This is a genomic window from uncultured Roseovarius sp., assembly GCF_947259555.1.
In the GTDB taxonomy this organism is placed as follows: domain Bacteria; phylum Pseudomonadota; class Alphaproteobacteria; order Rhodobacterales; family Rhodobacteraceae; genus Roseovarius.
The window spans coordinates 53,387-74,124 of record NZ_CAMYMD010000104.1 but is presented as its reverse complement, the minus strand read 5'-3'; the positions used below and the strand labels follow the sequence as shown (position 1 = coordinate 74,124).

The following is a 20,738-nucleotide window of genomic DNA, read 5'->3' as shown; positions in this document are numbered from 1 at the left end:
TTATGGACAAGAGACCGCTCGGGCGCACCGGGATCGAGGTGAGCGTGCTTTGTCTTGGATCAATGACATGGGGCTCGCAGAATAGCACGGTCGAGGGCCATGCGCAGATCGACCGGGCGCTGGAGCGGGGTGTGAATTTCATCGATACCGCCGAGATGTATCCGACCACCCCGATACGGGCCGAAACCACGGGCCTCACAGAAGAGATTATTGGCCAGTGGGTGACAAAATCCGGGCGGCGTGACGATGTGGTCCTGGCCACCAAGCATTCCGGAAAAGGCTTCAAGCACGCGCGCGACGGTGCGCCGATTTCGGCAAAGACCATTCCTCACGCGGTGGAGGCATCCTTGGGCCGCCTTAGGACTGATTGTATCGATCTCTACCAATTTCATTGGCCCAATCGGGGCAGCTACATGTTCCGCCAGAACTGGAGCTACGACCCCTCCGGTCAAAACCGCACGGAAACGCTCGATCACATGGAGGAAACGCTTGAGGCGCTCCGCCGCGAGGTGGAGCGGGGCACGATCCGCGCCTTCGGGCTCTCCAACGAGAGCGCCTGGGGCACCGCCCAATGGCTGCGCTTGGCAGAGTCGGGGCATGGTCCGCGTGCCGCCACGATCCAGAACGAGTACTCACTGATGTGTCGGCTCTTTGACACGGACCTTGCCGAGTTGAGCGTGAATGAGGATGTGGGTCTCCTTGCATTTTCACCACTGGCGGCCGGGCTGCTTACCGGCAAGTACCAGTCAGGCGCGATCCCTGATGGTTCGCGCATGGCGATCAACGGTGATCTCGGCGGACGCAAGGTGCGGCGCGCCTTCGAGGCCGTGGATGCCTATATGGAGGTGGCGCGAAAGCATGAGCTCGAGCCGGTGCAAATGGCACTGGCGTGGTGTCTGACCCGGCCTTTCATGGCGTCCGCGATATTTGGCGCAACCAGCATGGCACAGCTCGATATCGCGCTTGGCGCTGCCGATCTCGTTCTTGGCCAAGATGTCGTAAAGGACCTCGATGCCGTACACAGGGAACACCCGATGCCCTATTGATCGACGGGTTCGCCATTGGGATGTTTTTGCCAAGCAGAAACACGCGCAGGCACGCTTTAGGGGGCAGGCCCGTCACTGAGCGCGCGCAGGTGATCGGGAAGGGCACGCGCGGAAATAGCGGCCTCGCGCACAAGACCGTCGAAGTGCAAGGTCATCGCCTGCACGCGCTCTGTATCGCGGAAAACCATGTAGTTGCGCCCGATATAAAGGACCGCCAAAAGGGGCCCGAATATCGTCACGGGCGCGGAATAGAGTCGGCGCGCATCGAACAGGTAGAGGCGCAAACTGGGGTAAAGCTGCCCCGTCACTGCGATCAGGTGGTCGAGCTGGTCCCGGCGCACATCATCGGGCAAATCGCGATAGTAGCCCTCCGCCCGGGCGAAACTCTCGACCTCAAAAAGCGGTAGAGCGATTTCGTAGTCAGAGCGCGCATCGCGCATCCATGCCATGCGGTCCTCTGACGCGCCAATCGCCTGATCGGTGGACCGGCCCAGATGCGGCGCATATTCCCATTCCAGCATCGCGCGTGTCTTGAGCATGTCCGGCAGCCCTGCCGGCACGTGGCGGATCTTGTAGCCAGCCGCCTCCTTGTGCCATTGGAAAATCTGTTCATCCACCAGCGCTCGGGGCGCCTCGGTCAATGAGAGCGTGTTGGCGAGCATGTCGGCCGCCGTCTCGGGCCGGTCGGTGAGCCCCAGGAGCCAGTCTGCGGAGACCCCGAGCGCCGCCGCACATTCACCCACGACCTGCGCATTCGGCAGGCGTGCGGAGTTGCCTTTCAACAGTTGCGAAACCGTCGAGCGGTCCACACCGATAACACGGGCCAGCGCGCTCTGATTGCTATCACGTAGACGCATCGCTTCGGCCAGCCGGGTACGAAACTGTGTGGAACGCAGGCGTTTGTCTATTTTTTGTATCATACTGTTAATTTATACACATCTGCGGATTAATGTTAACCATTTCCAAAATGGCCGGTCAACCAAATAGCAAGCACTGTGCAGCCATCATGAGAAACAGGATGGAGGCGACATGGAGACGCGATTACGCAGTATCGTGAAGGCAGTGATCTGGAATTTGATCGGGCTCAGCGTCATGGCCGTCGTGGGGGTTGCTGTTACCGGCTCGGCCACGGCCGGCGGTGTGATGGCATTGATCAACACGATCATCGGGTTCTCCACATATGTACTATACGAGCGGGTCTGGTCGCGCGTTCAATGGGGGCGATGTTATGGATGAGGCGCGCTCTGGCCGTATCGAGTGGCCGACGCTACTGCTCTTGGCCATCTGCTACGCGATCTGGATCATCGGTACGACATGGGCAGTGACATTGTCCCTGCCATTTGCCGTCTTTCTGACCGGCCTCGCCATCGCACTGCACTCTTCGCTTTGTCATGAAGCGTTGCACGGACACCCCTTTCGCCGCCGCGCATGGAACGAAGCGGCGGTCTTCCCCTGTCTCTGCTTGCTCATTCCCTACGGACGCTTTCGAGACACACATTTGGCCCACCACCGCGAGGAGCATCTGACAGACCCCTATGACGATCCGGAGTCGAACTATCTCGATCCGCAAGTCTGGGCGCGTTTGCCCAGTTGGGGCCGAGCCCTGTTGCGGATCAACAACACGCTGGCAGGCCGCATGCTGATCGGGCCGTTCGTGGCGCAAACCGCGTTTCTGCGCGCGGACTATCGTGCCATCCGGGCAGGCGACAGGGCGGTTCTAAACGCATGGCTTTGGCATGCGCCTGCCATAGCCCTCGTGCTGATCTGGCTCTCTTTTGCGGAGATGCCGGTATGGGCCTACCTGCTGGCGGTCTGGATCGGACTTGGTGTCTTGAAAATCCGCACTTTTCTGGAACATCGGGCCCATGAGAGGGCAAGTGGGCGCACCGTGATCATCGAAGACAAAGGGCCATTCGCACTGCTCTTTCTCAACAACAACCTGCATGTGGTTCACCATATGCACCCGGAGGCACCGTGGTATCTGTTGCCTGCCCTTTATGCGTCGCGGCGTGATCACTATCTGAGGCGAAATGACGGGTATGTCTATCGCTCCTACCTTCAGATTTTTCGTGAGCATCTCTGGCGTGCAAAAGACCCGGTACCCCATCCGCTCTGGCCGGAACGGCCAAAACGGCGGGGCTAAACCGCCAGAACCGTCCGGTCTGTTGGTAGCGTTTAAGCGGGCCGCCTCGCAGGCTCGTCCCCGAACACGGAACAAAGCAACTCACAACATTGGGCGACGGTGTGAGGCGGCCCTGCGAACCAGGCCTCAGAAGGACATGATCCGCGTCCCGTCACCCAGCAGACGTTTGGCGACTGCAGGCGGCTTGGCTGCACCAATACCATCCAAAAGCGCCGATTGATCAACCCCTTTATTGGGCAGGTAGATGGCGCAGACCTCAACTGTCGCGCCCTGTTCCATGATCTTCTGCATAAGCACTTGCGGGCTCATGCCCTTGGGCTTCTGGGGCGCAGTGGCGGCCGCCGGGGCCTCTTTCAACGCCAGATCGCCCGCCGGACCGCACAGAAGCACATAGGCCCCCGCGCCTGCCTGCATGGACTGCATGGTCAGGACCATGCTCATCAACTGCGTCTGCGGCTCTTCGCTAGTCAGTATGGTGACCATCTGCTTGGCCTCTTCGGCCTGTGCGGACGGCGCGGCAAGGGTGGCAAGGCCAAATGTGGCGGCGGTCAAAATGTTACGCATGGGAACCTCTCGGGTTAAGGTGATTTCAGAATGCCTCTTTTACACCTGCACCCTATGAGGGCCGTCTGTCCTCTGGCGTTGATCTGAATCAAACACATTCTATTTTCGGAATTTATTAGCTGAAAGCACCCAGCCTGGCCAGCACCGCATCCGTATCGACCCCGCCAATCGCCCCCGCGACCCGCCCGCGTGGCTCGCTCAGCCGCGTGGAGATATAGGCACCGGCTATGGCATCGGGCGCATGGCGCAGCAGCACCGAGGCAGTGAGCAGCGTGGCAAGACTCTCGGCATACCAGCGCGCCTGAGCCTCCTCGGGCGGCTTGGGAAAGGTCTGCATATGCGCGCGCAGCGCAGCATCAAACCGCGCATCCTGCCCCGCCACCTGCGCCAACTCCTCCGACAGCGCCTCGCCCGCCAGCGGCTCCTTCGCCAGCGTGCGCAGTATATCGAGGCAGATCACGTTGCCCGAGCCTTCCCAGATCGAATTGAGCGGTGCCTCGCGGTAAAGCAGCGGCAGGGCTGTGTCTTCGACATAGCCCATGCCGCCCATCGCCTCCATCGCCTCATAGACCAGCCCGGGGCAGAGCTTGTTGCCGAGAAACTTGGCCAGCGCGACGCCAAGCCGGGCAAAGGCGCGGTCGCGCGGGCTACTGCCGTCAAACGCCCGCGCCACATGCAGCCCCAATGCCAGCGTCCCCTCCCAATCGAGCGCCAGATCGGCCAGCACCGACCGCATCAGCGGCTGGTCGATCAGCTGTTTCTGAAACGCGCTGCGATGCCGCGCCCAATACGTGGCGTGATCGAGCGCCGCGCGCATCAAGCCCGCAGGTGCCATCGCGGTATCAAGCCGCGTGTGATGCACCATCTCGAGGATCGTGCGCACCCCCGCGCCCTCCTCGCCCAGCCGATGTGCCAGCGCGCCGTGATACTCGATCTCGGCCGAGGCATTGGCACGGTTGCCCAGCTTGTCCTTCAATCGCTGGATATGAATGCCGTTGCGCCCGCCCTCCAGCCAGCGCGGCACCAGAAAGCAGGTCAGCCCGCCCCCGGCCTGCGCCAGCGTCAAAAACCCGTCCGACATCGGCGCGGAGCAGAACCATTTATGCCCCGTCAGCCGGTAATGATCGCCCTCCGGCACCGCCCGTGTGGCATTGGCGCGAACGTCCGAGCCGCCCTGCTTTTCGGTCATCGCCATGCCCAGCGTCGCTCCCGCCTTGCGCGCCAGAACCCGCGCGGCAGGGTTGTAGCTGCGCGAGGTGAGCTTGGGCACCCACGCCGCGAGCAACGCCTTGTCGGCCCGCAGCGCGGGGATCGCGGCATAGGTCATGGTCATTGGGCAGCACACGCCCGGCTCGATTTGAGAGGTAAGATACACCATCGCGGCATGCGTGGAATGGCCACCCTTGGCTCCTTCCCACGGCAGTGCGGCATAGCCCGCCCCGATCCCCACCTGCATCAGATCGTGATAGGCGGGGTGAAAGCGCACCTCATCCAGCCTGCGCCCACCCGCATCGAACAGCAGCAATTCGGGCGGCTGCCGGTTGGCGTCGCGCCCCGCCGCGCGCATCGCCTCCATCCCGACCCGCGCACCGTAGGCCGCAAGATGCTCCAGATCCGCGCCAGCGGTCTCCGCATGAGTTTGCAATGCCGGATCATCACCCCAAAGGTCGAGGTCGCCTCTCGTCGCGGGCTGGTTGGTGACCTCATGGGTGGCGAATGCGGATGACGCACGACTGTCGGTCATAGGCTCTCCTTTTACGTGCATGCTAGAACGCGAAGGCAACAGGTGAAAGGGGATTCACAACGCGCCCCGCCTGTGTCATTGTGCATTCAATGCCCGGTACGAGGCGGATAAGACGAGGCAAACAGCAGCATGACATCCCGCCACCGCCCTTGGGGCCTTTTGATCTTTTTCGTGATCGCATTCTTTCTAGGGGCTTATTTTACCTTTGCCGCCGTGCAAGGTGATTATGGCCTTTTCCGTCGCGCGGAAATCACGGCGCAGAGCGCCGAGTTGCAAGTGCAGCTCCAGGAACTGAACGCTCAGATCGCAAGAATGGAGAACCTGACGCGGCGGCTGTCCGACAGTTATCTCGACCTCGACCTGCTCGACCAGCAGGCCCGCGACGTCCTTGGCCTGATGCGCAGCGACGAGATCGTCATCCGCTGATAATGAATTCCGGGCTGAATGTACAATGAACGTCCGCCCATGCGACGCACTCGGAAACCGCTGCGCGAGCGCATGTTCACAACAGCCCAGCCTTTCCCTTTCTCCCGTGCCCAAATTCACTCTCGCAACGAGGGCGCGTTTCGTGTATTATTTAGTTTAACGCTAAACTATATTTGCCAGCAAGGAGTTGCCCACAAATGGCCGCCCGAAAAAGCACAAAGAAACCAAATGTTTCTGCTGAAGAGCTCAAGCAATATTACCGTGACATGCTACTCATCCGCCGATTCGAGGAGAAGGCCGGCCAGCTTTACGGCATGGGTCTGATCGGCGGTTTCTGCCATCTCTATATCGGTCAGGAGGCTGTCGTCGTCGGCCTTGAGGCCGCCGCCGAGGAGGGCGACAAGCGCGTCACCACCTATCGCGACCATGGCCATATGCTTGCTTGCGGCATGGACCCCAAGGGCGTCATGGCCGAACTCACGGGCCGAGAGGATGGCTACAGCCGCGGCAAGGGCGGGTCGATGCACATGTTCTCGACCGACAAGCACTTCTACGGCGGCCACGGTATCGTCGGGGCCAACGTGCCGCTTGGCGCAGGGCTCGCTTTCGCCGACAAGTACCTTGAAAACAACCGCGTCACCTTCACCTATTTCGGCGATGGTGCGGCCAATCAGGGCCAAGTCTATGAGACCTTCAACATGTCAGCGCTCTGGCAGTTGCCGGTGGTGTTCGTGATCGAGAACAACCAGTACGCCATGGGCACCTCGCAGCAACGCTCCACCTCCTCGCCCGACATCTACCATCGGGGCGAAGCCTTCGGTATCCCCGGCGAGATGGTCGACGGCATGGACGTGCTCGCGGTGAAAGAGGCCGGCGACAAGGCCGTCGCGCACTGCCGTTCGGGCAAGGGGCCGTATATCCTCGAGATCAAGACCTACCGCTATCGCGGCCACTCCATGTCGGACCCGGCCAAGTATCGAACCCGCGAGGAAGTGCAGAAAATGCGCGAGGAAAAAGACGCCATCGAACATGTGCGCGATCTGCTGATCTCGGGCGGTCACGCCTCCGAGGAGGATCTCAAGGCGATCGACAAGGAGATCAAGGACGTGGTCAACGGCAGCGCCGACTTCGCCAAGGACAGCCCGGAGCCCGCGACCGACGAGCTTTGGACCGACATCATCGCCGACGTGGCACCGCAGAACGCCTGAGGAGGAGAGACGACAATGGCAACCGAAATTCTCATGCCCGCCCTCTCCCCCACGATGGAGGAAGGCACACTCGCGAAATGGCTGGTCAAGGAAGGCGACACCGTCAATGCCGGTGACATCATGGCCGAGATCGAAACCGACAAGGCCACGATGGAATTCGAGGCGGTGGACGAAGGCACCATCGGCAAGATCCTGATCGAGGACGGCACCGAAGGCGTCAAGGTCAACACCCCCATCGCCGTCCTGCTGGAAGAGGGCGAAAGCGCCGACGATATCGACACCGCATCAAGCGCCCCCCCCCCTGCGGCCAAGGACGACAGCGACGAAGCGGATGCCCCGAAATCCGCCCCCGCCGAGGCCAAGGCCCCCGCAACCCCCAAATCCGACACCAGCCCCGACTGGCCCGAGGGCACCGAGATGCAGAGCATGACCGTACGCGAGGCGCTCAACACGGCCATGGCCGAGGAAATGCGCCGGGACGACACGGTCTTCGTCATGGGCGAAGAAGTCGCCGAATATGAGGGGGCCTACAAGATCACCCAGAACCTGCTGGATGAGTTCGGCGCAAAACGTGTGATCGACACGCCGATCACCGAACACGGATTTGCCGGCATCGGGGTCGGTGCGTCCTGGGGCGGGTTGCGCCCCGTCGTGGAGTTCATGACCTGGAACTTCGCCATGCAGGCGATCGACCAGATCATCAACTCCGCCGCCAAGACGCTCTACATGTCCGGCGGCCAGATGGGCAGCCCCATCGTCTTTCGTGGCCCCAACGGCGCCGCCGCCCGCGTCGGGGCCCAGCACAGTCAGGACTACGCCGCCTGGTATGCCCAGGTACCCGGCCTGCGCGTCGTGCAGCCCTACTCGGCGGCCTGCGCCAAGGGCCTGCTGAAAAGCGCGATCCGCGACCCCAACCCGGTGGTCTTCCTCGAAAACGAGATCCTCTACGGCAAGTCATTCGAGGTGCCCAAGATGGATGATTTCACAATCCCCTTCGGCAAGGCCAAGATCTGGCGCGAGGGTTCTGACGTGACCATCGTCAGCTTCGGCATTGGCATGACCTACGCGCTCGAAGCCGCCGAGAAACTCGCCGAGGACGGCATCGACGCCGAGGTGATCGACCTGCGCACCCTGCGTCCGATGGACACCGACACGGTGATCAAATCGGTGATGAAAACCAACCGCTGCGTCACCGTCGAGGAAGGCTGGCCCGTTCCCTCCATCGGCAGCTACATCTCCTCGGTGCTGATGCAAAAGGCGTTCGACTATCTCGACGCGCCGGTCATCAATTGCACCGGCAAGGACGTGCCGATGCCCTACGCGGCCAATCTCGAAAAGCTGGCGCTGACCTCGACCACCGAGGTGATCGACGCCGTGCGCCAAGTGACCTATCGGTAAGGAGAGCGACGCGATGCCAACCGAAATTCTCATGCCCGCCCTCTCGCCCACCATGGAAGAGGGCACGCTCGCCAAATGGCTGGTCAAGGAGGGCGACACCGTCAACGCAGGCGACCTTCTGGCCGAGATCGAGACCGACAAGGCCACGATGGAATTCGAGGCGGTGGACGAAGGCACTATCGGCAAGATCCTGATCGAGGACGGCACCGAGGGCGTCAAGGTCAACACCCCGATTGCCGTCTTGCTGGAGGAAGGCGAAAGCGCCGACGATATCAAGTCCGGCGAGTCCAGCACCCCGAAGTCGGCGGACGCGAAAGAGCCCGCCAAGGACGAGAGAGCAGGCGGCGAAGGCTCCGGCAAGGGCAAATCCGCAGAGCCGGTTGCCAAATCCGACACCCCGGCCCCGGCAGCCCCCAAGGACGACAGCGGCGAGCGTATCTTCGCCTCGCCCCTCGCCCGCCGGATCGCCGCCGACAAGGGCCTCGACCTCCGCCAGATCAAGGGCTCCGGCCCGCATGGACGCATCGTGCGCGCCGATGTGGAGGAAGCCAAACCCGCCGCCGCCCCCGCCAAGGAGGCCGCCAAACCGGCGGACAAGGCCCCTGCCCCGGCCGAAGCCTCGGGCCCCTCGTCAGATGCCGTCATGGCGATGTACGAGGGCCGCGAGTTCGAGGAGGTCAAGCTCGACGGGATGCGCAAGACCATCGCCGCGCGTCTCACCGAGGCCAAGCAGACCGTGCCGCATTTCTACCTGCGCCGCGAAATCAAGCTCGACGCGCTGTTGAAATTCCGTGGTGACCTCAACAAGCAGCTTGAACCGCGCGGCGTGAAGCTCAGCGTCAACGACTTCATCATCAAGGCCTGCGCACTCGCATTGCAGGCGGTGCCCGATGCCAATGCCGTCTGGGCAGGCGACAAGGTGCTCAAGCTCAAGCCGTCGGACGTCGCCGTCGCCGTCGCCATCGAGGGCGGGCTGTTCACGCCCGTCCTCAAGGATGCCGAGATGAAATCGCTGTCGGCGCTGTCGGCGGAGATGAAAGACCTCGCCACCCGTGCGCGTGACCGCAAGCTGTCACCGCAGGAATACCAGGGCGGCACCTTCGCGATCTCCAACCTCGGAATGTTCGGGATCGAGAATTTCGACGCCGTGATCAATCCGCCGCATGGCGCGATCCTCGCCGTCGGCGCGGGCCAGAAAAAGCCGGTGGTGGAGACCGATGGCGAACTGACCGTCGCCACCGTCATGTCGGTGACGCTCTCGGTCGATCACCGGGTGATCGACGGCGCAATGGGTGCGGAACTCTTGCAGCAGATTGTCGAGAACCTTGAAAACCCGATGGTCATGCTAGCCTGACCCAAAGCCCCGGCCTTCGGGCCGGGGCTTTCATTTCAAGGCGTATCTTCCGCCAAGCTCGTTCAGAGCGCGCGAGATCGTCAATCTTGTCCGGCGTGGCAAAGCGCGTTAGCCTACCGATGCCTGCAAGTCAAAAATCGGCAGCAGGATCGCCAGTACTATAACAAGCACCAACCCGCCCACCACCATCATCAAGAGCGGATCAATAAGAGCCGAAACCCGCTTTCGTTCATTCGTGAGCCAGGTCTCGACAAGAACAGCAGAACGCTCTGTCATGCGGCCAAGTCGGGCAGATTTCTCTCCTGCATCAATGAGTTGTCGGCAAACGGGTGGTATCAGGCTCATGCGGACCAGCCCTTGGCTGAGGCTCTCGCCCGAGCGTACAGCCTCGGCCAGATCAAGCGCCTCAAGACGGAAACGCCGGATCACCAGCACATCGCTCGCCGAGGTAACCGCGTCGACCACCGTTTGTTTGCTTGAGATCACGAGCGCCAGTGTCCGAAGGTACTGGGCTGCCGCAGATAACCGCAACAAGCGCCCGATAACAGGCAGAGAAAGCCCGAAGGCATGCCAACGGTCGAGCACTGCCGGAACGCGAAGCGACAGGACGAGGCCGACCACACCACCCACCAGGCCGAGCGACAACAACAACCAATGCGCCTGTATCCAATCGCTGATCGCCATGACAATTTGCGTCAGGGGCGGCAATTCACGGCCCGAGACCGCGAACATCGCCGCAATCTCGGGCGCGACATTGACCATGAGTATGCCGCAAACCAGCAGCGAGACAGCCGCGACGAAGGCCGGATAGATCAATGCAGTGGCCAATTGCGCACGGTCCGCGCCCACGCTTTCCAGGTAATCGGCCAGCCCCTCGAACACTGCCGCAACATCGCCCGAGGTTTCGCCCGCCCGCACCGCCGCAACATAAAACCGTGGAAAGCCCGCATTGGCCATGTCCAACGAGGTTGAGAGTGGCTGACCATCCATCAACGCGGCCTTGGCCTCGGCTGCCGCCGCCTCGATCACAGGTGAAGTCCCGGAAGAGCGAATGGTCTCAAGCGCCATCTCGGCAGAAAGGTCGGACGACAAGAGCACGGCCATCTGTCGTGTAAAGACCGCGCGCATGTCTGCGTTGAGCCGGGTTCGGCGGCTCCGGGTTAATGACAGGCCGCCGCCCTGCCTCTTGGCCGCGATCTCCTCGGCATAAAGGCCCTGTCCACGCAGAATGTCGGCGGCCTGCGCTTCGCTCTCGGCGACCAGGGTGCCGCGGCTACGCTGACCTTCAGCATTGAACGCAGTGTAGGCAAAGGCCCTCACAGCGCGTCGCCCACCACCCGTAGCGCCTCGCCAATACTGGTTTTGGCAGCGGCCACCTGATGCAACGATTGGCCAAAGAGCGTTTGATCAGGAGCAAGCGCCAGATGTTTCATCTCGGTCTCGGACTGCCCCTTGTCGATGGCCGCGCGCAGCCCCTCGGAGACTTCAAGTATCTCGAACACGCCAACGCGGCCCGCATAGCCGGTGCCATTGCATGCGGCGCAGCCGTCGGGGTGATGGACCACCTCGGGCACCGTCATGCCCGCCACTCGAAAATGTTCGGCCTCTTCTGCGGTCGGCGGCGCGGCGCGACGACAGCTTTTGCACAACTGCCGCAAGAGGCGTTGCGCTATGACGCCGCGCAAGGTGGCGGCGATCAAGAAGTCGTCCAACCCGAGGTCACGCAGGCGCACAACCGCGCCAACAGAGCCGTTGGCATGCAGCGACGAAAACACCAGATGGCCCGTGAGAGAGGCCTGCGCGGCGACGCTGGCGGTTTCCTGATCTCGGATTTCGCCAACGAGGATGATGTCGGGATCTTGCCGCAAGGCCGCGCGCAATCCGGCGGCAAAGGTCATCCCGATCTCTGCGTTGATCTGACTCTGGCTTATGCCGGGCAGATCATATTCGATGGGATCCTCGGCGGTAAGGATGTTTCGGATCTCATCATTGGCGAGTTGTAACAGCGAGTAAAGTGTCGTGGTCTTACCAGAGCCGGTCGGCCCGGTGGCGAGGATAATACCATTCGGGCGCGCCGCCATCCGTTCGAGCGTTTCAATCTGATCGGCCCGCAGGCCGAGTTGATCCAGCGGCATGAGCCCGGCAGAGCGGTCAAGCACCCGCATCACGACTCTCTCACCATAGTTGCCCGGCAACGTCGATACCCGCACGTCGATCGCGCGCCCCCCCAAGCGTAGCGATATATGACCGTCCTGAGGCAAGCGTGTCTCTGAAATATCCAAGCCGGCCATGACCTTGAGCCGCGACACCACACGGCGGACCGGGACGTCCTGCCGGTCAAGGACCGATTGCAACATGCCATCAACACGCATGCGCGCACGCAATCCCTGCTCATGCGGCTCAACATGCAGGTCGGAAGCGCCGGCGCGAACGGCCCGGCGCAAGAGTTGATTGACGAGCTGGATCACCGGCGCCTCTTCGCCATCCTCCAAGAGATCGCGCGGGCCGCGCCCGGCACTGCCTTCCTCCAGATCAAACGTGAACTCGTCACCACCGGCATCCGAACTGCTGCCGTCCTGATAGAGGGCCGAGAGCCGCGTCTGGAAAGCATCTGCCGACAGTGCCTCTACTGCAAGCGGTTGGCCCGCGCGACGTCGCGCCTCGCGCAGCCCGAGACTTGTGGCATCGGGCCCGAAGAGCAGCGTAGCGCCCTCGATCAGGATCTGTTGATCGCGCGCAAGGGTGAAAGGCAGCAGCGGCGGCGTCATGGGTCAGCGATCCGCGAATTTCAGGCGCGATGGCAGCGGTGGGAACCGCCGGGTCTGGGCAGCCTGATCAATGAAATCAGCGTCGAAGGGCTGATTGAGATTGGCCCCGTCGAACGGAAAGCTCGAATCCGGCACGCGGGGGTAGGTGCCATCATCTGCTGGCGCGATATAGTCGCTGGCGCGTTTGGCCTCACGCGCAAGACGGCGGGTCAGCGCGCGTGCCTCCTGATCGCTCGACAGAATACGCGGGCGCAGCATAACCAACAGAATGCGCTGATTTTCCGTGGTCGAGCGCCCCTTGAAAAGTCGGCCCAACAAGGGCAATTCACTCAGCCCCGGCACCCTTTGATTGACCGAGCCAGAGCCGTTTTCGAGCAACCCGCCCAGCATTATGACATTGCCGTCGCGCACCAGAACATTGGTCGACAATTCGCGTCTCGACGTGATCTCTCCCCCCGCGGCTGAGGCGGAGTTGGTCAGGTTTGACACCTCTTGGTCGATTTCGAGGCGCACAGTCTTGTCCCGGGTGATCTGTGGCGTGACGGTCAGCGTCAGGCCCACATCCTGCCGCTGGATTGTCTGAAACGGCTGCTCGGGCACGGCACTATCCCCGACCGTGGAAAAGCTGCCGGTGACGAAAGGCACGTTTTGGGCCACGATGATCTCGGCCTCACGGTTGTTGAGCGTCAGGATCGAGGGCGTTGAAAGCAACTTGGTCGAGCTCTTGGAGGCCAACGCAGCGAGAAACCCGCCGATGCCGCTGTCGTCAAATGCCGAGATGGACCCTCCTGTGCCGCCTCCGGTAGGCGGGCTACCCGCCAGAACAGTGCTGACAAGACTGGTAAGGGTAGGCCGCCCCTGAAGCGTGAATTCCACACCACCCACCGTGGCATCCTCGATCACGCCGCCGAACTGAAAGGAAAGATCCGAAAAGCTCTCGACGGACAGCTCGAAAATCACCGCCTCTATGAGCACCTGATCGGGCCGCTGATCGAGTCCGCGTACCGCGCCGATGATCGCGGTGATGCGATCCGGCGGCGCCGTGATGATGAGCGCATTCTGCTGCTGCTCGGCGACGATGGTGATACCGCCGTTGGCCGTCGCTGCGGTCCCATCCGCGCTCGCCTGTGGCGCGCCAAAGCTCTGTCGAATGACATCTGCGAGGTCGCTGGCATCGGCATAATTGAGATGCACCACTTCGGTCGCGACACTGCGCTGAGGCTTGTCCAACTCGGCCACGACATTGCGCACCCGGTCGCGAAATTCCGGCGTCCCCGAGACGATCAGCGCATTCGAGCGCGGATCGGCGGACAGGCTGGAACCCTGCGGGGTAATGGCAAGCGCGTTGATAACACCCAACATCTCGGCAGCTTTGCCATTGCGAAGGGGAATTGTCTCGATCGCATTGCGGCTCGGCGTATCGAGCCGGTCAACAAGCTGAACAATGCGCTGAAAGTTCTCACGCCGGTCCGACAGGATCATCAAGCCCGCGTCCGGCACGGTCGACAATACCGCCTCTGCGGGCAATAGCGGGCGGATCACCTCGGCGATCTCGTCTACAGGACTGTTCCGAACGGGAAAAACGCGCGTCTCGAAATCACCGCCGAGCCGGGACCGGCCTTCACCCGGCGCCAATTCACGCGCCACGTCGATCGGCACGATACGATCCGTCTCGACGCCTTCGACGATGGTCAGACGATTGAGCTCAAGCACGTTTAGAAAAATCTCGTAAATGGCGCTCGACGTGACCTGATTGGGGGCCACGACCGTCACGCTGCCTTGAACGCGGTCATCAAGGATAAAATTGCGTCCCGTGGATTGTGCAACGATCTGAACAAAGTCCCGCAGGCTCGCATCGCGCAGATCTAGGGACACCTGTGCGGTGGCAGGTATCGGCAAAGCCAGCCATAGCACGGTCAGAAAGAAGAAAACTCTGCTAGAAATCATGTTTATAATTCAGGAACATTATGGATAAATGCCGCCCGCCTGTATTGTTTGCGTCAGACGACTTGACGTTCTCAACGACGTCTTGATCCGACCGCGCTAGAATATCCGATTTCCACGGTTGATTCCATTACAAAGACGGACTGACGCAGGAATGTCCCAAAACATGGTTTTTTCGGGCGGCGGCCTATTTTCCGTGACTCACCGGCCAAGGAGCGTGATAGGTTGCGGGAAAAAGGGGCAGGACCATCCATGCGTAGACGAGTTGCAAAAAAAGCATTGATTTCAATTGGATTCGTGATGCTTCTCACAGCGTGCGAGCCGGGCACCTTGAGTAATGGCACGACGTTTCAACGACAGTATATTGCCGCACGCAAGGCGCTTGAGGCGGGCAGTTACGACTCGGCGCTTCGTGGCTATGCGGCGCTCATTCCTCATGCCGGACCGTTGGAGCCGCGTGTCCGGCTGGAATATGCACATGCCCTCCTGCGTGCCAGCCGCTACGATGAGGCCGCGCAGGTAGCCGGTGCCCTGGCAACGGGGACCGAAGGCAGCAATCGCGCGGCGGCGCTTGCGGTGCTTGGCACGGCCCAGCACGAAAGTGCGCTGGCCGACATCGCCGCAGGTCGACGGGGCCCAGGCACCGTGGCCAAACTGAGATCCGCGGATGCCGCGCTGAAGGAAATGCAGTCGCTTGATCAGGATATGGACCCGCTCGGCGCCATGGCCGACCGCCGGACTGATATAGCCCGCGAATTGAAACAACTCGGCGCCTGAGGCCGAACAGACTGCAGTTTCAGAAAAGCGGCCATTTTTGCGACAGGTCAATTTCGCGCGTGATGGTCCACCCTCCATCGCGTGCGCGCCCGATCTGGTCCAATGCGCGCAGCCACTCCTCAGGCAGGCTGTCAGACACGGTCTCGAGCTGCATCTCAAGCTGCGCGCGCGGATCTCCCAAACGGCCATGCACCGTACCGGTGGCGCGAATGACGTCACCGATTAGCGAAAAAGGCGCGCGCCAAGCACCGGCCCGATCGGAGGTCACAACCGCCTCGCCCCTCCCGATCGTAACACCTGCCACCCGCGCCGCTGACCAATCCAGCACGATGGAAACGCTGTGCAGCTCTCGCTCCGGCAGACCAATATCTGCACTGCCAGCCTCTGCCAAAAGCAACCCACCCAAAGGCCAGCCATCAATGAGGGAAGGCCATTCATCGAGCAGGACCTCTGCCCGCGCCGCCCGGATCTCAAACCGGTCATGCGCCAGAGGCAGACCCAACACGGCCTGCCCGTCAAGTCCCGCTCCGGAGAGTTCGACATCCCATCGCACTCCCTGTGTTTCGACACCGCCAAAGCGCCAGTCCAGCTCTGCCGATACCGGTAAGACGGCAGGCTGAAGACCATGCAACTGCCCACGCCAAACCGTCGAACGACCATCAACTCCGGCCGCCCCATCAGGCACGAGGCCGGGGGTCAGCATGCGCAGATGGCTCATGCGGCCTTCGGAGAGCACAACCAGAACAAGCCCAATGGCAATACCGACAAGGACAAGAAGCATACGCTTCATTGCACCAGCTCCAGTCGCAAGTCAGCGGCAACTACATCCTCGCGCGCACCGCGTTCAAAGGTAAAGCCAGCCAGATCATAGCCCCAGATATCATTCTGCGTTGTCAGCCACTCGGCCAACCGGGTAAAGCGCACCTCGTCAAAGCGTATCGTGATGCCACCATCCGCAGCATTCGCCAATTCGCTCGCAGCATCGCGCAGCCCCGCCTCTCGCAGGCTGGCCTCGATACCGCTGATCCCGACTGGTGTGGTAACGCGCACGGTGCTTTCAGTCTGGGCAGTTTCACGGGTGAGAGTGGCATAAACCAACGCCTGATCCGCGACCCAAAGCTCTGTTGCGCGCGCCTCGGACACGGCCGCGCGGGCGGCCTCGCGGGTCTCGGCCAATGGCAGCGCGATACCGTATATCGCGCCGATCGGGACGGCCACGAGCGTCAGGAGCGCCAATAGCCAGCGTTCGCGCCTGCTAAGCCCAAGCAAGAAACCCGTCAGCCTGTCCGTCACGACGCTCATCTGCGATCTCCCGCTTGGTTAACGGTCATGGCGAGCACAGCCTCGACGCCCGAATCATCGCGCGTGACGGATTGGGCGACACGCGCTTGGACGCCTGCGGCGCGCAAGTCTGAAACCAATGCGTCAAGCGCGGCAAAATCCTCGATTTGCATGTCCATGACCAAGCCTGCGCCGGGCTGGTAATTGACCCGCGTGATAGTGGAGGTGTGTGTCCGAAGCACCACCCCCGCGAGACGCAGCACATCCAGCGGGCGCGCCTCGGTCTCGACTTCGGTGCTGGCGCTGCGCGCACCGTCGATCCGCTGGCTCACTTGCGTGCGAATGTCCAGAATGGGCCCGGTCGGAATCATCACCGCGCGCAATATGCGTTCAGCGTTTTGACGATATACGAGCCCCTGCGCGTTGAGATCTCTGGTTTCGAGCACCGTCGCCGCAATCCAGCCAAACAGTCCCAGCGTCGCAAGGGCAACCGGCACTCGCAGGCGGCCCAGCATGTGCCGCATCTCGGCCCGCTCTGCCCCCGGATCACGCGCCAGATCCAATGAAAGCTCACCATTGGTAAAGCGGGAAGGCGCCGAAACCCCGTGCGCGGCGAGCGCCCCCGGCTCATCGCAGGTCGGAACGTCGAGTGCGGCGAGCACGTCATCAACACCGGCCAGAGCCGGCCCCGTTCGCAAGACAGCACGGGGCGGCGCGCCGGCTGCAGCCTGTTGCAAGAGGGCCACCGCGAGGTCGGGTTCAGCGGCAAATCCATCTTCCGCTCCAAGCCGGGCGAGCACAGTGCGCTCCGAGGTCTCAACGACCCATAGATCCAGGGCCGCAGGCAGAGTGAGGTAGTCCGGCAAGACCGCCTGGCAGAGCGGGGATGCAGAACCAAGCCTTGCCAGCCAAGCGCGCCTGTCCTCCGCATCCACGACAAGCACACGGCTCCAAAGATCAGGCTCCGGGCCAAGCCGTGCTGGTCGAATATCAAGCCCAGCCTCTGTACCGCCATAGGCATCGCGCAATTGTCGGCGCGCGACCCTGTCCCGGCCCGCACCTTTCAGCAGCGGCGGCAAATCCAGCGGCACAAGCGGTGTCGCCATGCCCGGAACGCAAGCAATGAACGGCACGCGGGGCGCGGGTGCGTCACCGCTCAAATCATGCAGCGTAAGAGAGGTGGACGCGGCACGCGATTTTCGGGTCAAGGCAAGGCTCATGGCAAAGCGCTCCGCCGGTGTCTTATTGTCGTGGCCCCATTGAGCGCCGAGCGTTGGACTGTGAGAATACGACTCTGAATGCGATTATCGAGGAGAACAGAAAACCGCGCCTCAAACCAGCCTGACGAGACGGTAAAACCACCCTTGGGCGGCTGAGCTTGCGATATGATGCGCGGATGAAGCAAACGCTCGGCGCGTTCTGCGAAATCCCCACGATTGCCAAACGGTACAAGGCCACGGTCCGCGATCAGCCGCGCAACGCCTGCGAGGTTGGTGGCGGGCAATACCGCGTCCAGAACCTCGGCCGGGGCGGTATTCACGTTGAGCCCCGTGCCCGGCGGCAAGGCCGAGACATAGGGTGACAAACGCAAATAGTCTGCATCGGTTACTCCGTTCACGAGCCGCAATGACTCGATCCGCTCCAACGGCGCTCCAGCTGGCCGCAGCGGCAGCGGACGACTGGAATATTCGGCCGCCAGAGCAGGGCCGCGTGCTTGCACATATCCTGCAATCTCACGTCCGATCGCAGGCGGCAGGCCGAGGGCGACAAGCAGCCGGTCAAAGGACTGCACGGCATTGATATCCGTTGGATCACTCAGGCTGTTGACATTGAACCGACCTTGCAGGTCGCTGATCGTGCCTGTCAACTGCGCCCGGTCAATCTCGGCCTGAAACCCGACGAGCGACCAGCCCTCACGTAAATGGTCGAGAGTCTGGTCACGCTCCCAATCGGCGCGGAGCACCGGGTCGATCAGCCATTCCGCAGCGTCAAGATGCAGCGCCGCTTGCTGGCTGATCTGGAGATGCTCGACACGAGTCCGGCTGGTTTCGGCGCGCAGCATGAGCCCGGTCGCGACAGCAGAGATCGCGGCAACCATTATGAGCGCGTTCAACAAGGCTATGCCGCGATCACGGATCATGGATAGGCCACTACGACGCGGAGCGGGCCATAGGCCGACGACTCCAGATCGACCTCGATCGCCTTCGGCAGGGCCGGACGCAGTGGAAGGTCGGGTTGCCCCCATCCCGCCACCCAGCCTTCTTCAAGACTGGCATAGGCGCGTAGCCGCAGTCCGGCAATACGTTCGAACACGGTGGTCTCTGGCAAGAGCGCGGCATCCGAGGCCGGGCGCAGAACCGGCCATGCCTGCCGCGTCAGTCGCTCGGCCTCGCGGTCATGCCGCCAGATTACACGGGCCTGCCCCGCCGCCTGCATCTCGGGCAGCACGGCCCGTCCGGCAGTCGTCAGCGCGAACCAGCCTTGTGCAGCACTGAAATCGAGAAACGCCGGTTGTGGCTCTATCGTGGCTGGCGGCCAGAACGCGGCCGCATCGGCCGATTTGAGATCTTCACGCAGCAGTGTCAGGCCGCGTGCAAGAGCGGCCGCCTGCTCGTCGGCCTCGGCAAGCCGGTCACGCGCATGCATCATGCCGCTCAGAGATTGCAGACCCATCACCGCGACAAGCGCAAAGATCGAAAGAACCGCCACCAGCTCCAAAAGGGTCAGACCGCGATCCGAGGTGTTGGTATGGGTCATTGCACCACCTCGGTTCTGGCGATGACCACGAGGCGCGCTCCGGGCTGGTCGGGGGCCCGCGTGGTGATCGAGGCCTCGGTCAATCCAGCGCGCGTGATCTCCTCTGAAATATCAAGCTGCCATTGATATGGGCCGAAAGCAACCGAACGCGGCAAGGTGGTTGCCGCGCGGGCGCCTAACAGGCGGTATTCCTCCGCCCTGTTCAACGCCACTTGCAGGGCCATGACGCGCGCCGCTTCGCCGCCCAAAGCCCGGCCCGCGTGATCGGCGCTGCGCAGTGCCGCTATCGTGCCGATGGAGAGAACGAAAACCGCAATCACCAATTCGAGCAGGGTGATGCCACGCGTTCCGATATCGCATCGCCGGTTCATGCGTCCTCGCATTCCAGCCCGAGAACACCGGCGGACCGGCATCGGCTGATAGTCTCGTTGCCGATGAATGTCACCTCGAATGTGCTGACCTGACCATCCGGCAAAAACACGAAATCGGGGCGGGGAACGCGGGGCAACTCTTGCGGAAGAACCGCTCCATCGGGCCCGTCAAAGCGGGCCTCTCCCCGAAACTTCTGTTTTTTTCCAAATGGTAGCCATCCTCCTTGGAGCGCGTCAGGGGCCGGTGGCACCAGCACTAGCCACCCTCCTGGCACAAGCGTCAAACCCTGCGGCTGTTGTCCCAGAATGGCCGCGTCACGCAACCGGTCATAGGCGGCGGCAAAGCGCCTTTCATCTCCTTCGCCCCTGCTGCGATCCGTAATCGCAAAGGTGGCCGTGACCGACAGCACAGCGATCACCGCAACCACGACGACCATTTCAAGCAGCGAAAACCCTCGATCGGAAGCCGGTTTCACTCGCCCCATGAACCGATATCCGCGTCGACACCAGAGCCGCCGGCGACACCGTCGGCCCCAAGGGTGAAGATGTCAAACTCGTCATGAACACCCGGTTGAAGATACTGGTACTCGCTACCCCATGGGTCCTCGGGCAGGCGGTCTATATAGCCGCTCGAGGCATAGTTTTGCGGCACCGGGGCCGTCGTCGGCACCTCCACGAGGGCGCGCAGCCCCTGTTCGGTGGACGGATAGCGAAAATTATCGAGCTTGTAGAGTTTCACCGCCCCGGACAGAACCGCCAAATCGGACTGCACGCGCGCCACCCGCGCCTGATCCGGACGGTCGATGATGCGGGGCATCACCACGAGCGCCAGAATCGACATGATGACCACCACCACCATCAATTCAAGCAGCGAAAAGCCGGAGTCGCTGGCGCGCTGACGTGCCGACGAGAGCGGGAGGCGTGACATATTGATTTCCATGGTAAAATCTGTCCGTG

The 20,738-nt window shown here is 62.1% G+C and carries 22 protein-coding genes; 8 read left to right on the top strand and 14 right to left on the bottom strand.

The window, feature by feature from the left end; translation table 11 throughout:
* The first annotated feature begins 2 nt into the window (after positions 1–2).
* Complete coding sequence (locus tag Q0X85_RS17895; RefSeq protein ID WP_297774279.1) at positions 3–1,046, top strand: aldo/keto reductase; 1,044 nt, start codon at positions 3–5, stop codon at positions 1,044–1,046.
* Between the two features lie 56 nt (positions 1,047–1,102).
* Here Q0X85_RS17895 and Q0X85_RS17890 read toward each other — a convergent pair whose 3' ends face one another.
* Positions 1,103–1,966, bottom strand: coding sequence for a helix-turn-helix transcriptional regulator (locus Q0X85_RS17890; protein WP_297774278.1), 864 nt, complete (start codon positions 1,964–1,966; stop codon positions 1,103–1,105).
* A gap of 109 nt (positions 1,967–2,075) precedes the next feature.
* Here Q0X85_RS17890 and Q0X85_RS17885 point away from each other — a divergent pair, with 109 nt between their 5' ends.
* Together Q0X85_RS17885 and Q0X85_RS17880 are read left to right on the top strand one after the other, a co-directional pair.
* Positions 2,076–2,282 carry a DUF2061 domain-containing protein gene (locus Q0X85_RS17885; RefSeq protein WP_297774277.1) on the top strand — a complete coding sequence of 69 codons (207 nt, stop codon included), beginning with the start codon at positions 2,076–2,078 and terminating at the stop codon, positions 2,280–2,282.
* Positions 2,275–3,189, top strand: coding sequence for a fatty acid desaturase (locus tag Q0X85_RS17880; protein ID WP_297774275.1), 915 nt, complete (start codon positions 2,275–2,277; stop codon positions 3,187–3,189). Before Q0X85_RS17885 ends, Q0X85_RS17880 begins: the two co-directional genes overlap by 8 nt.
* A gap of 126 nt (positions 3,190–3,315) precedes the next feature.
* On the opposite strand, the gene Q0X85_RS17875 is transcribed toward Q0X85_RS17880, so the two are convergent.
* Complete coding sequence (locus tag Q0X85_RS17875) at positions 3,316–3,753, bottom strand: hypothetical protein (RefSeq protein ID WP_297774274.1); 438 nt, start codon at positions 3,751–3,753, stop codon at positions 3,316–3,318.
* A gap of 115 nt (positions 3,754–3,868) precedes the next feature.
* A complete protein-coding gene (locus tag Q0X85_RS17870; RefSeq protein WP_297774273.1) occupies positions 3,869–5,497 on the bottom strand; it encodes an acyl-CoA dehydrogenase family protein in 1,629 nt (542 codons plus the stop codon).
* Between the two features lie 129 nt (positions 5,498–5,626).
* On the opposite strand from Q0X85_RS17870, the gene Q0X85_RS17865 reads away from it, so the two are divergent.
* The 4 genes from Q0X85_RS17865 (at position 5,627) to Q0X85_RS17850 (ending at position 9,883) form a co-directional block, all read left to right on the top strand.
* On the top strand, positions 5,627–5,923 hold the full coding sequence (locus Q0X85_RS17865) for a septum formation initiator family protein (protein WP_297774271.1): 297 nt from the start codon (positions 5,627–5,629) through the stop codon (positions 5,921–5,923).
* A 197-nt stretch (positions 5,924–6,120) separates the two neighbouring features.
* On the top strand, positions 6,121–7,131 hold the full coding sequence (gene pdhA, locus Q0X85_RS17860; protein ID WP_297774270.1) for a pyruvate dehydrogenase (acetyl-transferring) E1 component subunit alpha: 1,011 nt from the start codon (positions 6,121–6,123) through the stop codon (positions 7,129–7,131).
* 15 nt (positions 7,132–7,146) lie between these two features.
* The gene (locus Q0X85_RS17855) at positions 7,147–8,529 is read left to right on the top strand and encodes a pyruvate dehydrogenase complex E1 component subunit beta (RefSeq protein ID WP_297774268.1); all 1,383 of its coding nucleotides are present in this window, start codon (positions 7,147–7,149) and stop codon (positions 8,527–8,529) included.
* Positions 8,530–8,542: 13 nt separating this feature from the next.
* Positions 8,543–9,883: a pyruvate dehydrogenase complex dihydrolipoamide acetyltransferase gene (locus tag Q0X85_RS17850; protein ID WP_297774266.1), complete on the top strand. Its 1,341-nt coding sequence runs from the start codon at positions 8,543–8,545 to the stop codon at positions 9,881–9,883.
* A gap of 108 nt (positions 9,884–9,991) precedes the next feature.
* Here the strand turns inward: Q0X85_RS17850 and Q0X85_RS17845 are convergent, their stop codons facing one another.
* The 3 genes from Q0X85_RS17845 to gspD are packed head-to-tail and all read right to left on the bottom strand — an operon-like array spanning position 9,992 to position 14,598.
* On the bottom strand, positions 9,992–11,203 hold the full coding sequence (locus tag Q0X85_RS17845; protein ID WP_297774264.1) for a type II secretion system F family protein: 1,212 nt from the start codon (positions 11,201–11,203) through the stop codon (positions 9,992–9,994).
* Positions 11,200–12,651 (bottom strand): GspE/PulE family protein, encoded by a 1,452-nt coding sequence (locus Q0X85_RS17840; RefSeq protein WP_297774261.1) that lies wholly within the window; start codon positions 12,649–12,651, stop codon positions 11,200–11,202. Before Q0X85_RS17840 ends, Q0X85_RS17845 begins: the two co-directional genes overlap by 4 nt.
* A 3-nt stretch (positions 12,652–12,654) precedes the next feature.
* Positions 12,655–14,598 (bottom strand): type II secretion system secretin GspD, encoded by a 1,944-nt coding sequence (gene gspD / locus Q0X85_RS17835; protein WP_297774259.1) that lies wholly within the window; start codon positions 14,596–14,598, stop codon positions 12,655–12,657.
* Between the two features lie 297 nt (positions 14,599–14,895).
* Between gspD and Q0X85_RS17830 the strand changes: the two genes are divergently transcribed.
* Positions 14,896–15,372, top strand: coding sequence for a hypothetical protein (locus Q0X85_RS17830; RefSeq protein ID WP_297774257.1), 477 nt, complete (start codon positions 14,896–14,898; stop codon positions 15,370–15,372).
* 19 nt (positions 15,373–15,391) lie between these two features.
* Here Q0X85_RS17830 and Q0X85_RS17825 read toward each other — a convergent pair whose 3' ends face one another.
* Genes Q0X85_RS17825 through gspG form a run of 8 tightly spaced genes read right to left on the bottom strand, consistent with a single transcriptional unit; the run spans position 15,392 to position 20,709 of the window.
* The gene (locus Q0X85_RS17825) at positions 15,392–16,162 is read right to left on the bottom strand and encodes a hypothetical protein (RefSeq protein WP_297774256.1); all 771 of its coding nucleotides are present in this window, start codon (positions 16,160–16,162) and stop codon (positions 15,392–15,394) included.
* Complete coding sequence (gene gspM / locus Q0X85_RS17820; protein WP_297774255.1) at positions 16,159–16,674, bottom strand: type II secretion system protein GspM; 516 nt, start codon at positions 16,672–16,674, stop codon at positions 16,159–16,161. Before gspM ends, Q0X85_RS17825 begins: the two co-directional genes overlap by 4 nt.
* On the bottom strand, positions 16,671–17,873 hold the full coding sequence (gene gspL, locus Q0X85_RS17815; protein ID WP_297774253.1) for a type II secretion system protein GspL: 1,203 nt from the start codon (positions 17,871–17,873) through the stop codon (positions 16,671–16,673). The genes gspM and gspL overlap by 4 nt, the downstream gene beginning before the upstream one ends.
* The gene (gene gspK / locus Q0X85_RS17810) at positions 17,870–18,793 is read right to left on the bottom strand and encodes a type II secretion system minor pseudopilin GspK (RefSeq protein WP_297774252.1); all 924 of its coding nucleotides are present in this window, start codon (positions 18,791–18,793) and stop codon (positions 17,870–17,872) included. Before gspK ends, gspL begins: the two co-directional genes overlap by 4 nt.
* Positions 18,790–19,410 carry a type II secretion system protein GspJ gene (locus Q0X85_RS17805; protein ID WP_297774250.1) on the bottom strand — a complete coding sequence of 207 codons (621 nt, stop codon included), beginning with the start codon at positions 19,408–19,410 and terminating at the stop codon, positions 18,790–18,792. Before Q0X85_RS17805 ends, gspK begins: the two co-directional genes overlap by 4 nt.
* Positions 19,407–19,781, bottom strand: a complete 375-nt coding sequence (locus tag Q0X85_RS17800) for a type II secretion system protein (RefSeq protein ID WP_297774248.1) — start codon at positions 19,779–19,781, stop codon at positions 19,407–19,409. The genes Q0X85_RS17805 and Q0X85_RS17800 overlap by 4 nt, the downstream gene beginning before the upstream one ends.
* Positions 19,778–20,266 (bottom strand): GspH/FimT family pseudopilin, encoded by a 489-nt coding sequence (locus Q0X85_RS17795; protein ID WP_297774246.1) that lies wholly within the window; start codon positions 20,264–20,266, stop codon positions 19,778–19,780. Before Q0X85_RS17795 ends, Q0X85_RS17800 begins: the two co-directional genes overlap by 4 nt.
* The gene (gene gspG / locus Q0X85_RS17790) at positions 20,254–20,709 is read right to left on the bottom strand and encodes a type II secretion system major pseudopilin GspG (RefSeq protein ID WP_297774245.1); all 456 of its coding nucleotides are present in this window, start codon (positions 20,707–20,709) and stop codon (positions 20,254–20,256) included. Before gspG ends, Q0X85_RS17795 begins: the two co-directional genes overlap by 13 nt.
* Between the last annotated feature and the right edge of the window lie 29 nt (positions 20,710–20,738).